Below are 11,907 nucleotides of genomic sequence, written 5' to 3'. Positions count from 1 at the left end.
CGGACCGGGCGCCATGCCGCTAACCTGCGGCGAACCCAACCAGGAGCTCAGGGCATGTTGAGGTCGAAGATGGTGATGCTGGGCGCAGGACTGGCGTTGGCGAGCGGCGCGGCCACGGCGGCGCCGGCCGAGTTCGACTGGTTGGCCGGGCATTGGTGCGGTGGCACCGAGGAACGCCGGCTGGACGAGGTCTGGCTGCCGGAAGCTGGCGGCGCGTTGCTTGGGATGTCCCGCACGCTGAGCCGCGGCAGCATGGAGTCATTTGAGTACATGCGGCTCGTGCCGGCAGGCAAAGCGGCTGGCTTTCATGTGCAGCCCAATGGCGTGGCGCCGACCACGTTCGTCATTGCCGAGCATGGCGAGAACTGGGTGGTGTTTGAGAATCCGCAGCATGATTTTCCGAATCGCATCGAGTACCGGCGTGATGGTGCTTCATTGAAGGCAAGCATCTCGGGGCCTGGTGATGATGGGAAGATCCTGCGGATTCCGTTTGACTACCGGCGGTGTGGGGAGTGAGTCGGGGCGCTGACTGGGAGAGGTGGCTGGAAGACCTGGCCATAGGGAGGCTGTGGTGTCCGGGGGCTCCGGCCTCCCGCGAACGGATCTGGCGTGTAACATAATATACAGACTGCGGCACTACCCGCTTCCATGCCTTTGATTTCAAAGGATTTTGCTCGCGCGACGCCGGGTGCTGCGACCACTACCAGCATCAGCACTGCCGCCGCCGCGCTTAGCCTGTCCAAGACCGACCTCCACACCCTGCGCTCCACTGGAGAGGTCGCGCGCTCGGCGTGAATCTTCGCCATCCACACGGCGCCGTCGAGCTTGCCCAACTCACTGATTTGCGCAATTCGCTCATCCGGAATGGGCGCGGTGCCCTTTCGCCACGCGTGGAGAGTCTGTCGGGAAACTCCAAGACGCGTAGCTAAGCCCATGTCTGAGTTGAAGTTTCCTCCCGCGCGTGCTTGGTCAAGCAGGTCGGCAATGGCGTTCATGTAAGGATTCCATTTGACACCTCGTTAGGAGATCAGCTTACATCTGCTCCCGTCAGGATCAATCCTGACACCCGCTACCGGCACCCCAAGGCCGTTGGCGGGTTCCCTTGGGGTAGGGGCTTGGGGGCGGGGTAGGGCATGGATAACGCGTTCCTCATCATCGTTCTGGCCGTCGCGTGCGTCAGCGTCGGCCTCGTCCGCATCGGCTCGTGGGTGATCGACCACCGCGAGCAGGAGCAAACCCGAGTCATGTTGCAGCAGGTCTATGCGGCCTGCGCTATCGCCCAGGCACGCGCCGAACTGGCCGCAACCGGCTGGACCCCGGATGAAGAAACCCTCTATCAGCTCGAAATTGCCGCCACCAAGCGCGGTGATCTTCTGGCTGCCGCTCGCTACGCAGAAGAGCAGGAGCACGCCGCATGAGCAGGTATCCCTCATTCGCCGAACTGGCGGAGTTCGATATGGGCCTCGCGGCAGTCGCTGTGTTTCTCGCGCTCGTTGTTGGTGGAGCCATCGTCTCCATCGTGATCGAGCAGGCATGGCTGGGGCTTCGTCGCCTGTGGAATCTCCGGAAGGATCGCACCAATGGCCGTTGATCGCGCTCGTTTCAGGATGGCTATGGAGAGCGGGGCAGGGGGCTTTTCCCCGCTTTCGCCCGGTCAAAAGGGGCAGCGGGCGGCGGCGGAGATTGGCCCGGGGAGTAACACGGGCCAAAAGGGTCAGCAAGACGCAATCATCGACTACCTGACCATTGTGGTCCCGCTCTCCGCCCTTGAAGAAGTGAACTGCAAGAAGCTCGACCTCTTGCTGTTCCGCATCTTCGGTTTTCGTGGCGAGGTTGTCGCCGGTGCGATTCGTGAGAAGAACTGGAATTTCTACGAGCAATCGGCAGTGCTCATCGACCGCGAAAACGAGGTCGTTGGCCGCGTGGGCATCGGGGGCAAGAAGAACACCGTGTGTCTGAGCCTTACCGGTATGGGCTGCAAGTGGATTCGTGACTGGCGGCGTGTCTACAAGCAGTGCTCCATGCTCGACGCCAAGATCACCCGCGTTGACTGCGCGCACGACGACTACGAAGGCGAACGCCTGGACGTGCATGCGCTCCGCGAGGTCGCTGCTCGGGGTGGCTTTACCGAAGGCGGGTGCCCGCCGCGTCACCGTTTCATTTCCGATGAAGGCCACAACACTGGCTGCACGCTATACGTCGGCGGAAAAGGCCACAAGGAACTGTGCGTCTACGAAAAGGGCAAGGCCGAAGGTCTTCCGTCCTCACGCTGGGTGCGCGCGGAAGTTCGCCTGTACGGCAAGCACATGGAAATCCCGCTTGATGTGCTGTTGAACCCCGGCGCTTACCTGCGCGGTTCCTACGGCGCCTTGCAGGACCTCATTACGGGCGTGTGCACGCGACTGCGCACGCTGCAAAAGCAAGTGGAAACCTCTGTCGAAGCCGGTATCGAGTGGGCGCAACGACAGGTAGGGCCTTTCCTCAACGTCCTTCGCGGAGCGCTCGGCGATTCATGGGCCGACTTCGCAGAGAGCCGCATCCTCCGTGACGGTCACCCCGGACGGTTTCGCGGTATTGCCAAGGGTGAACCACTCCATCGCTATGTGAGAGAAGAACTATGCCTATCTGCCGCGTGAAGTCCGCCGCTGTCGATGAACAGCGCAACCAGAAGACCAACACCATCATCCGTTCACAGATGGTCGGTCTCGACCTCGGCAACGGGTTTGAACTTCCGTTCCGTGTGGGCCTCGGTCAGCGTCCGGCGTACCCGGCCGGTGAATACGACTTGGACCCCATGTCTTTCGCGCTGTCTGCCTACGGCGATCTGACGCTTAAGCGTTACGTCGACCTCGTTCCGTTGCAGGCCAAGGCCGCGCCGGCCGCAGCGAAGCCCTGACCCATGCCGGACCCGGTCTACATCCAGTCGTGTGCGGTCCAGAACATTGGCACCGATGGCGTCTGCGCTGTGCCGGTCTGGATCGAAAGCCCTCAGCCAGTCTTACCGCCGCTCACGCTGGCTGAGGGTACGCAAGTCGCATTTGCCATCGCGGCCTGCTGGGCATTGGGCGGCGTTTTCAGACAGTTCGCCCGTGTGTCCCGTGAGCGGTTCTAACCCAACCAAGAGAGTACCGACATGAAGATGAACAAGATCGCCAGCAACGTCGTTTCCTTCGCCCGTTCCACCGGCACTAAGGTCGCTGCCGGTGCCACCGCCATGGTCGCCAGCGGCGCCGCGTTCGCCAGTGGCGGCCCGGCCGAGGCCATCATTTCGGAAATCACCGCAGGCAAGGCCTCGGTCAGCAGCATCCTCGTGGTGCTGGCAGGCATCCTGGGCCTGCTGCTGCTGTGGGCGATGATCAAGCGCTCCGCCAAGGGTTAATAGGGCTCGGGTGTCATGCCCGTCCTTGTGGCGCTTATGGAGGTCCTCGCGACGGCTAGCACAGTCATCGCGGGGATTCTCTCGGTGCTTGCAGCGATTCATGGGTTGTTCGTGCTGTGGGCGAAGATCAAACAGGCCAAGTAGGGGCGCACGTCGCCCCTACTTTTTTGGGAGTCTTATGGGCTATTTCGTGATCGTGGCTGTACTGGGGGCGCTATGGCTCGCATTCGATTCCTAGCGCTGCTGGTGTGCCTTGTGGTGTCGATGCTGGCGCCCCCCCAGGCATCCGCCTTTGATGCAGGCCAAGCGGCGATGAGTTGTCGCAACAGCCCTCAGTTCAAGGCGGGCAACTCCGCAAGGCAATGTGTAGACAAGGGCTATCAGGCCGATAGCAAGAGTTGCGAGGTTTGGTTGCTTGCGACGAACGGCAATTTCATTTCCCGCATCCCCTACGACTGCAACCAGAAATGCAACACACGCGCAGATGGTCAGGCCGGGATGATCAACGGCACGATGTACTCGGGTGGCGTCTGCGACAACGGATGTAAGGTTCAGCCCAATCTTGATCCCGGCACCAACTTCTCACTGCGTGAGAATGGCAATCCTAATGCCATCCCCATTCGCTCGGGCACATGGCGCGCAACCGGGGATGTCTGCATTCCTGACGACACGCCACCGAAGCCTGAGAGCAAGGATGAATACTGTCATCAGTCGGGGGCATACCAAGTGTGCAAGTCGAAGGACAAAACGTGCATCAGCACTGTATCCGGCTTCCGCACATGTGCCAGTGATACCGCGAATCAAAAAGGTCACACCGCGACCAACAACTCGCGTACAGAGGCCGCCAGCATCAGCGCACCCAACAGCGGCGTGAATCCTCCCAGCAACCGCCCCGGCGAGGACTGGAAGCCGTCCGGCCCGGGCGGCAGCATCACCAACAACAACGGCAACACCACCAACAATTTCAACGGCTACAAGAACGAGGGCACGCCCAACGGCAATACGCCGACGCCGGGTGATGGCTCTGGCCCCGGTGCCGGTGATAGCAATGGCAACGGCGAGCAAGGCGAGGGCAACGGCAACACTGCTACCGGTGGCGGGAACTGCGCTTCACCGCCCGCGACTGGTGGTGATCCCATCCTCGGCATGATCGCAATGCAGACCTGGGCAACTCGCTGCGCAGCAGAAAAGGCCAACGGCGGCAAGGTAACCGGGGACGTTGGCAACTGCGAAGCGCCTTTCAGCGTTGAGGGCGACACCGTGCAGGCCAACCAGCTACGCGCCCAGCGCGCACAGCTTTGCGCAGGCCGTCCGGGCGAGGGGCAGGGCAGTACCGGCAACCCGCATGAGGGTGCTGAGGACGCTGACGGCCCCGGCAAGTGGTCATGGAAATTTGATGAAAGCGTGATCGATAAGTCGGGCTTTGGCGGTGGTTCCTGTCCGCAGCTGGGCACCCTCGACTTTGGCCGATTCGGGACCGTCTCGCTTGATGGTCAAACGTGGTGGTGCCCGCTGATCGCGGCCATGCGGACGGTGATGTTGCTGCTTGGGATGTTCATTTCGTTTCGCGTCGTTTTCGGAGACTGATCATGCTTGGTGCAGATATCTGGGGTTGGATCACGCGAGCTATCAATTTGGTCTGGACAGTGCTGTTCGGCGGAATCGGTCGCATCGTCTCCAAGGTTCTTTCAACAGCAGGCATCACGCTTGTGTCAATCAATCAGCTCTTGCCGCAGCTGCGAAGCGTAATTTCCAACTACATCGGCAGCTTGCCTGATTGGGCCCACAACTTCGTGGGTGCGCTCGGTTTTGACGTCTTCATGAGCATGATCCTGTCCGCCATTTCCGTGCGCTTCATGTTCAAGATCATTCCCATGCCTACCTCGGCGGCGCAGCGTTTGGGAGTGACCAAGGAATGATCTACTGGTATACGGGCCAGCCTGGACACGGAAAAACACTCCACGCCATCGATCACGCCATCGACTATCGCAATGCCGGTCGTTTGGTCTACGTCTGCAACGTGCGCGGTTTCAAGCATGATGAAGCGCGCATGCTTGAGATGACGCCTGAGCAGTTCTGCGACTGGCCGAACTTCCTCCCTGATGGTGCTGTCTGCGTGGTTGATGAGGCGTATGAGCACGGCATGCTGCCTAAGCGGCGTCCGGGCTCCACGGTTCCGCACCATGTCGAGCAACTGGCTAAGCATCGCCATCGCGGCTTGGACTTCATTTTCGTAAGCCAGTCGCCCGACCGGCAGTGCGACGACTTCGTGCAGGATTTGATCGAACGCCATGTCCACGTGCGCCGCCGATTCGGACTGCCCTATGCCCATCTGCGAACGTTCGATCGCTACGAAAAGAACCCGGAGAAGGTCACACCGCTGGTTCTGAAGCGGGTCAAGCTGCCCAAGCGTCCGATGGGGCTCTATGAGTCCACCGTCATGGACACCAGCGAGAAATCGATCCCTTGGTATTACCCCACTGCGATCCTTCTGCTTGTCGGGGTCATGCTTGGCGGTTGGTACACGGTTTCCCGCGTGAACAAGCAGCTCAATGGAGAGCTTGAGCATCAAAAGCTAGACCACAAAGCGCAGCAAGCGGCGGAGAACGGAGCGGTAGCGACGGTCGCAGCCGCGCAGCAAGCGCCCCCCGCTGCGATCACGCGCAATAGCGACTATTTGGCGTGGGTCACGCCGCGCGTGCAGGGCCAGCCTTGGACGGCACCGGCTTACGATGCCTTGTCTATTCCGACTAATCAGCCGCCGCGCGTGTACTGCATGTCATCCGGGGATGGCCTGGACGCAAATGGCGAGCATCAGATCGGGCGATGCAGCTGCAAAACGGAGCAGGGCACCACGTACGCGATGGATCATGAGCAATGCCGCGTGATCGCGCTCAACGGGCAGTACGAGCCATTCCTAGACACCAATCAGGCTGAGGCGAGGCGTATGAACGATTACCAGCAGTCTGCGCACTATCAGGAAGAGTCCCGAAGGGTCCGCAGCGAAGCGGGCGGGGCGGTCATGCAGCACGTCGAGCGTGCATCGGGCACCTTCCCTGAGTCGAAGGCGCACGCTACAGACACCTTCTTGACCACGGCCACCGCGCCGAATCTCCTATGACCAGCAGCGCACGCGAACTGTTGAAGTGGCTGGCCGTGATCCTGATGACCGGGGATCACTTCGCCAAGGTGATCTATGGCGGCTATGTGCCAGGTCTCAGCGAAGCGGGGCGGGTGGCCTTCCCATTGTTCGCACTGGTTATGGCCTACAACCTCGCCCAGCCCGGTTCCGATGTGGTCAAGTCCGTTCGTAGGCTTGCCATGTGGGGCGCAATCGCCCAGCCGGTGCATGCGCTAGCCTTCGGCTACTGGTTGCCGCTCAACATCCTGCTGACGTTCGCGCTCTGTTCTGCGGCGGTGTATGCGGCCAGCCAGCGCAGATGGGTTGTCCTGGCATTCGCCGCGGTGGTGCTGCCGGCATTCGTGGACTACCAGTGGTCGGGCGTGGCCTTCGTGCTGCTGGCATGGTTCGGGTTCCGCACGGGCCGACCGCTGCTGATGCTGGCCGGGTTCGTGCCGCTGTGCCTGTTCAACGGCAACTTGTGGGCCTTGGCGGCGCTTCCGGTGGTCGTGGCTCTGTCCGGGGTGCGCTGGCAGCTGCCGCGAGGCCGGTGGGCCTTCTACGGCTATTACGTGGGCCATTTGGCGCTGCTGGCCACTATCGCGGCTCTATGGGCATGAGCCGGACTGCTCCCAGCCGTTTTCAACTCGGCGAAGTCGCGTGCCACCGACGCATCGCTCATCGTTCTTCAAGGTGACCGGTGCTGTCATCCGCGCTTGGTTGAGCGCCTCGATTCTGCGCTGTTCCTCGATACGCTTGTTGTTCGCTTCATACCGCCGATTGCTTTCGTCGGTCATCTTTGCCGTTTCGTCCATCCAGCTTTGGATGGCGGCAGCCTTGGCCTGTTCCTGCTGCTGCATTGCGGCGCTGCCGCCAACTGCCAGCAGCCCGCAGGTTGCCAGTAGGCATGCTGTGCCGCCGAGGAAAACGCCCAGTGCAACTTTCCAGATCAAACCGTTCGAACTTGCCATCTATGGCCCCCCAAGTTGTCCTGGGCGCATTCTAGCCGGGGTGTAGGGGCAGAGCCCCTACGGAAGCGCCTCACACGCGCTGGCGGCGTTTCGGCCCCGGTACCGGCAGGATCGCTGCGGGAGGCTCGGCGTCGGGGCCAGCCATCGCCACCGATGACCGCTTTTCCCGGCGCTGTGCCAGTGCATCGGAGAGATTCACCACGCTGGCGGCGTTGAAGGACAAGGGTTTCCGGGGCTTGCCGATCGCGCGGCCGCTCTCCATCATCCGACGCCATTCCTGCGCCTGCGCAGCAGTGAGCGACAGCCATGCCAGATCCTGCGGTTCCAGCTCGCGGCCTTCGGGGGTGACCAGTCGGCCAGCCTTAAACGAAAAACCGGCCCATGGGCCGGTCAATTTCCGATCACGCACGATCAGGCTCCATGCCAGAGTAGGAGCCGAGGCCGACGCAAGAAGTGCGCCAGCCAGCCACGCAGTAGAGAACATAATATACATTATGCGAAATGCCGTATCTGGCCTGATCCGGTTCGTGGGCTCCGCTTGGCAATGGCTCCAGCTCTGGCTTGGCTCTTGCCTCCCTGTTGGGTCCCCCGACAAGGATGAGATTGAAGTATGAGCAAGATCGATCCCCATGCAGATCGCATCGACCTGACCGGCCCCTGGGCCGGTTTTGGATTCTAGGGTGGACACATGTTCACCCCTGAGGGTCACCAACTGGAGCCTTGCGACATGACCTGGTGGTCCCTGGCCTGCAACATCGCGCGGGAATGGCGGCTGATGATGGCTGAGGCGGCTCCTCGGACCTCAGCTACACAGAAGGCGTCGACCACGGCGAAATCCAGTGTCATCTACCTAGCCGAAGCGATCAGAATTCGCCGAGAGCGACGGTTCGGCGTACGTGAGCCCGGTTCCGACGCCGAGACGTCCAATGTGGTCTACATGAGCCGTGGGCCGAGGCCGCGCCAGCGCATGTAAGACGCTTCCGTAGGGGCGTTGTCCCTACGCCCCATCATTTGCCACTCTTCCTGCTACCAGCTTCGACGCCAGGCGCTTGAGGAGCGGGGCTTGAATTTTGGTCTCCTAGAATACTGATTAGCTGAAAATCAAGAAATTTCTGCTTGGGGAATCGCTTGCGCAGCACAGCTTGCAATGATGCAAGCGTGTCGTCCACATCTTTAATGATGAACTCTGTAGTTCTTACAAGCTCATCAATCACACGCGGTCCGACTTCGACACGCAATTCCTGCAGAGTAATCCCTCCCCGCTCATGAAGAGCCTTGGCTTCAGCTATCGGCTGGTACTGATCCAAGTGAACCTTGGACCGGCGATCGATCGCCTTCATAAGGGTATGGAAGCGTCGCTCCTCTAACCACAAGTCAGCGACAGCCTGCTGGCCCTCGTTGTCAGAAAGGAAGCTGAGGCCATCGAAGTTGAAGCGCTCTCGATCCACATCCTCCGGAAGGCTGGGCGCCAGCTTTATTCCGGCGGCCGGTCCCATCTCGCGAACCGGATCCACGTAGTTCGACTTGTAACCCCCAACCGTATCCGCCATCCGGAACGGGCACTGAAGGGCGGCGCCCGCTTGCGCAATCTCCTGCTGCCGCCTTTCCCTATCCTTCTCCTTCTGCTGCAGCTGGAATGCAAACATGGCGCCAAAGAAAGAGGCCGCGATCGTGGCAATTGCTGAAAGGTAGTCCTTCTCCAGCACGCTTGATATCACCTGGCCAACTGTCTCTTGTGTCTGGCGTAGAAGCTCGTACACGCTCTCCATTTCATTGCTCCATTAGTGGGGAGACTACTTGCACGCGGACCAGACTTTGTCATCCATGCGGCGACTCAGTTCAAAGGATCGACGCATACCAACCGCTTCGTACACCCGCGCACGCTCTGCCTTGGCGGTTTCGCAGGCGCTAGGGTCCTTGTACTGCGAAACATGGTGGAGGCGCCCTCCACCACCGCCATTGCTGCGGTAAGTCGGGTTGGAGCGCGCTGGGTGCCGTGCAATTGCAGCCGCGTTCTGCTGGCGCAGGTTGTCCAGGCGCTGTTCGTTCTCGATCACAGTGGCAGATCGAGGTGCTACGTCCACGGCCCATGTTCTAGCCGCTTCGCCGCTGGAGCAAGGCGCTGACTGGTACTCAGTGCCGGCTTTAGTGACGCACTTGTAGGCCTGTTGAGCCACCGATGGCACGGCAAGCGCGCACAGCAGCAATCCGGCTGCAATCCTTGTGAACATAGCTTCCCCCTGATGCTAGGCGAAGCTTACCGCTCAGATGGCGAAAGCCACAAGAATCGCCAGATGGCCCACGTAGTAGCCGCAGTAGATCCGACGGCATCGTGGCAGCTTCCAGCTCATCCCTGTCAGTGCGGCGACCATCGGAATCGTGGTGGTGGCCAGGCGGCGCATGTTCAACCCAGCTGACGCTGTCCTGGAGTACACTTCTTTCGTAAGCATGGTTGTGCGCAGCGCATTCTCAAAAAAGACTCAAGCCGGGCCCCTTTGATTCATCATCAAACTGCGGCTGATCGTGGCTCAAACGAAACCGAGAAGTGATATTGGTGCTTTTCAGCGATATGGCTCAAACACCATTTTTCCATCGGAACCAGCCTCGACAATGAACCTCCCGCCTCCTCCGCGCAAGGTGCTGCCTTGATAAGGGAGTGGGATGAAGCTGACTAATATGCTGGAGCCTTCCCGGTATACTGTTGACTTGTAATTATCAATATCGGAACTCCGGCATGCCACTTTGTCAGACGCTTCAGACGAGAGGTTGGTTGCTGATATTGCAATCAATAGAGACACTTTGAAGCTGTGTCGTGTCAGATGCCTCATTTCTCTTCCTTCTTCGCGGCCTGCACGTTGCAGGCTATAAGGACGACCGCCATTAACAGGCTCTGTCAGACTTGCTGCGAGGTCTTGGACGACTCCCCGCCTCTCTTTCCTCAGTCTGCGCCAATCAGGAGTGAGCTGGCTACAGGTAATGCGCACAATCCTTCCCGCCTTGCCCGCTTTGAGTTCACGAGCGACCACGCTCGGTTTTCGGTAGCATGTGCCCTCGTGGAGATGGCAGGCCCGTGTCGCAATCGAGCCGGATGCTGGCTGCATCACGGCCCCGCCCCTTCGTGGGGCGTGTGCCAAAAGCAGCGGTTCGACACTGCTGCCACGCTTCGCGGGTAAAAATTTGAGTTTGAGTGAACTCATTCAATAGACTTCCGACATCACCCTCAGGTAGTCATCTAGCGTGCTAATTCGCCTATCAATTGTAATTCCCTTCTTGCTCGCGTGGCGTTGAACTTCATATAGCAAAATTCCATACCCTGAATCCCATGTCCCACCTTTTTTGGGAGCTAGCTCAACCGCGAATCGATCATCTGGTCGCAGCTTCGTAACTGGCAAGCGAAGCTCCTGGGCGACATGATTCAAAAGCTCAATAACTAACCTTTCATCCAGGCCGCTTTCGGCGTAGTGCTGCTCATAAAATATCTCCGGAGAAATTGCATCTCGACAATCAATGGGGCTTGACATTGCTATCCACCACCTGAGCTGCAGCCACAATTAGACCATGGATCCTATATTCCAGAAGCCTTCCCATATGGTTGTAACAACAGCAACCCGGCCCGCCAATCTGCCCGCAGAACTCCAGGATGCTTGCACTGGGTCGAAGCTCCGGCCGTTGGAGACGCGCTGAAGCGCTTGGCCAGCCTCTGAACCCGCCGAATGTTGCCATGTTGTTGCGTGCGAAGCGGTGCCAATTCCCGACCCCGTGCTGCCAACCGCGACATTCGCAGCCGTGTTCGCGACCTGTCCGCCAGATGCGGCGTTGCCGATTGACGATGTTCCCTCGGGACCACTGGCTCCAAGTTTTCCCCAATCCCAGCGCCTTTCAGACACACAGTCTGCAAAGGTCCGCTGAAGGCCCTCTGGATCGATATACGAAATTGGATTTCCATTCACGTACGCGTACGTATTGGCGCCAGCAAGCAACCCAATCGGATCACTCTGCACGTGGCGCCCAATGGTCGCATCGTAGTCCCGGAATCCGTTGTACCACAGCCCACTCTCGGCATCGTAGTACTGCCCCGGGAAGCCGATGTTCAACCCTCCGATGTTGTCCTGCAGCACGCCTCTGCCGTACGCGTAGTTGTACGCCTTCCATACCATCTGCTGGCTGTTGTTGGTCGCGTGCTCTGGCCGCCCCAGATGGTCGGTATGCACATGGCTAATCTGCCCACTGCGCGCAATGCCCACCAGCTCACCGTCAAACCACAGGTAGTTCGTCCACGCGGCCTGGGTCTGCTCGGCGAGCAGCTGGTTCTGCCCCTGGTAGAAGTACAGGCTAGCACTCTGGCTGTTGCGCTTGCCTACCCGCTGTCCAAATGCATTGAGCAGGTACTGGGTCGACAGCCCGCCAATGTTGCTCTGCTCCATGCGATTGAATGG

At 59.9% G+C, this 11,907-nt stretch carries 19 protein-coding genes; 11 read left to right on the top strand and 8 right to left on the bottom strand.

From position 1 onward, the window contains the following. Positions 1 to 54: 54 nt before the first annotated feature. On the top strand, positions 55 to 516 hold the full coding sequence (locus ACMZPQ_RS07785; protein ID WP_197580179.1) for a DUF6265 family protein: 462 nt from the start codon (positions 55 to 57) through the stop codon (positions 514 to 516). Here the strand turns inward: ACMZPQ_RS07785 and ACMZPQ_RS07780 are convergent. Then, positions 495 to 806: a DUF3693 domain-containing protein gene (locus tag ACMZPQ_RS07780; protein WP_414485942.1), complete on the bottom strand. Its 312-nt coding sequence runs from the start codon at positions 804 to 806 to the stop codon at positions 495 to 497. The genes ACMZPQ_RS07785 and ACMZPQ_RS07780 overlap by 22 nt on opposite strands. A 327-nt stretch (positions 807 to 1,133) precedes the next feature. Here ACMZPQ_RS07780 and ACMZPQ_RS07775 point away from each other — a divergent pair, with 327 nt between their 5' ends. The 9 genes from ACMZPQ_RS07775 to ACMZPQ_RS07735 all read left to right on the top strand — a co-directional run bounded on the left by ACMZPQ_RS07775 (position 1,134) and on the right by ACMZPQ_RS07735 (position 7,120). Further along, positions 1,134 to 1,418: a hypothetical protein gene (locus ACMZPQ_RS07775; protein WP_197580181.1), complete on the top strand. Its 285-nt coding sequence runs from the start codon at positions 1,134 to 1,136 to the stop codon at positions 1,416 to 1,418. Continuing rightward, positions 1,415 to 1,591 (top strand): hypothetical protein, encoded by a 177-nt coding sequence (locus tag ACMZPQ_RS07770; RefSeq protein ID WP_197580182.1) that lies wholly within the window; start codon positions 1,415 to 1,417, stop codon positions 1,589 to 1,591. Before ACMZPQ_RS07775 ends, ACMZPQ_RS07770 begins: the two co-directional genes overlap by 4 nt. After that, positions 1,581 to 2,636, top strand: coding sequence for a replication initiation factor domain-containing protein (locus ACMZPQ_RS07765; protein WP_312645279.1), 1,056 nt, complete (start codon positions 1,581 to 1,583; stop codon positions 2,634 to 2,636). Before ACMZPQ_RS07770 ends, ACMZPQ_RS07765 begins: the two co-directional genes overlap by 11 nt. Continuing rightward, on the top strand, positions 2,633 to 2,896 hold the full coding sequence (locus tag ACMZPQ_RS07760; RefSeq protein WP_239503928.1) for a single-stranded DNA-binding protein: 264 nt from the start codon (positions 2,633 to 2,635) through the stop codon (positions 2,894 to 2,896). The genes ACMZPQ_RS07765 and ACMZPQ_RS07760 overlap by 4 nt, the downstream gene beginning before the upstream one ends. Before the next feature lie 237 nt (positions 2,897 to 3,133). Beyond that, positions 3,134 to 3,379 carry a hypothetical protein gene (locus ACMZPQ_RS07755; RefSeq protein ID WP_197580183.1) on the top strand — a complete coding sequence of 82 codons (246 nt, stop codon included), beginning with the start codon at positions 3,134 to 3,136 and terminating at the stop codon, positions 3,377 to 3,379. Positions 3,380 to 3,595: 216 nt separating this feature from the next. After that, complete coding sequence (locus ACMZPQ_RS07750) at positions 3,596 to 4,966, top strand: hypothetical protein (RefSeq protein WP_414485938.1); 1,371 nt, start codon at positions 3,596 to 3,598, stop codon at positions 4,964 to 4,966. A gap of 2 nt (positions 4,967 to 4,968) precedes the next feature. Beyond that, on the top strand, positions 4,969 to 5,298 hold the full coding sequence (locus ACMZPQ_RS07745) for a DUF2523 family protein (RefSeq protein WP_197580185.1): 330 nt from the start codon (positions 4,969 to 4,971) through the stop codon (positions 5,296 to 5,298). Further along, entirely contained in the window at positions 5,295 to 6,500 is a 1,206-nt protein-coding gene (locus ACMZPQ_RS07740) for a zonular occludens toxin domain-containing protein (RefSeq protein ID WP_197580186.1), read from the top strand. The genes ACMZPQ_RS07745 and ACMZPQ_RS07740 overlap by 4 nt, the downstream gene beginning before the upstream one ends. Further along, the gene (locus ACMZPQ_RS07735) at positions 6,497 to 7,120 is read left to right on the top strand and encodes a TraX family protein (RefSeq protein WP_197580187.1); all 624 of its coding nucleotides are present in this window, start codon (positions 6,497 to 6,499) and stop codon (positions 7,118 to 7,120) included. Before ACMZPQ_RS07740 ends, ACMZPQ_RS07735 begins: the two co-directional genes overlap by 4 nt. Here the strand turns inward: ACMZPQ_RS07735 and ACMZPQ_RS07730 are convergent. Further along, entirely contained in the window at positions 7,109 to 7,471 is a 363-nt protein-coding gene (locus tag ACMZPQ_RS07730; RefSeq protein ID WP_197580188.1) for a hypothetical protein, read from the bottom strand. The genes ACMZPQ_RS07735 and ACMZPQ_RS07730 overlap by 12 nt on opposite strands. Positions 7,472 to 7,541: 70 nt before the next feature. Beyond that, positions 7,542 to 7,880 carry a DUF3653 domain-containing protein gene (locus tag ACMZPQ_RS07725; protein ID WP_197580189.1) on the bottom strand — a complete coding sequence of 113 codons (339 nt, stop codon included), beginning with the start codon at positions 7,878 to 7,880 and terminating at the stop codon, positions 7,542 to 7,544. A gap of 318 nt (positions 7,881 to 8,198) precedes the next feature. On the opposite strand from ACMZPQ_RS07725, the gene ACMZPQ_RS07720 reads away from it, so the two are divergent. Further along, positions 8,199 to 8,444 carry a hypothetical protein gene (locus ACMZPQ_RS07720; protein WP_312645302.1) on the top strand — a complete coding sequence of 82 codons (246 nt, stop codon included), beginning with the start codon at positions 8,199 to 8,201 and terminating at the stop codon, positions 8,442 to 8,444. Positions 8,445 to 8,478: 34 nt separating this feature from the next. On the opposite strand, the gene ACMZPQ_RS07715 is transcribed toward ACMZPQ_RS07720, so the two are convergent. From ACMZPQ_RS07715 to ACMZPQ_RS07695, 5 genes are all read right to left on the bottom strand, one after another. Further along, complete coding sequence (locus tag ACMZPQ_RS07715) at positions 8,479 to 9,240, bottom strand: hypothetical protein (protein ID WP_197580190.1); 762 nt, start codon at positions 9,238 to 9,240, stop codon at positions 8,479 to 8,481. Positions 9,241 to 9,264: 24 nt separating this feature from the next. Beyond that, positions 9,265 to 9,702, bottom strand: coding sequence for a DUF4124 domain-containing protein (locus ACMZPQ_RS07710; RefSeq protein WP_414485937.1), 438 nt, complete (start codon positions 9,700 to 9,702; stop codon positions 9,265 to 9,267). Positions 9,703 to 9,735: 33 nt separating this feature from the next. Then, positions 9,736 to 9,873, bottom strand: coding sequence for a hypothetical protein (locus tag ACMZPQ_RS07705; RefSeq protein WP_197580191.1), 138 nt, complete (start codon positions 9,871 to 9,873; stop codon positions 9,736 to 9,738). Between the two features lie 795 nt (positions 9,874 to 10,668). Then, positions 10,669 to 10,992: a hypothetical protein gene (locus tag ACMZPQ_RS07700; RefSeq protein ID WP_197580192.1), complete on the bottom strand. Its 324-nt coding sequence runs from the start codon at positions 10,990 to 10,992 to the stop codon at positions 10,669 to 10,671. Positions 10,993 to 11,022: 30 nt separating this feature from the next. Beyond that, a complete protein-coding gene (locus tag ACMZPQ_RS07695; protein WP_197580193.1) occupies positions 11,023 to 11,895 on the bottom strand; it encodes an RHS repeat-associated core domain-containing protein in 873 nt (290 codons plus the stop codon). Positions 11,896 to 11,907: the final 12 nt, after the last annotated feature.

This window comes from Stenotrophomonas maltophilia (assembly GCF_047497515.2).
GTDB lineage: Bacteria > Pseudomonadota > Gammaproteobacteria > Xanthomonadales > Xanthomonadaceae > Stenotrophomonas.
This window is presented reverse-complemented; position numbering and strand designations above follow the sequence as displayed.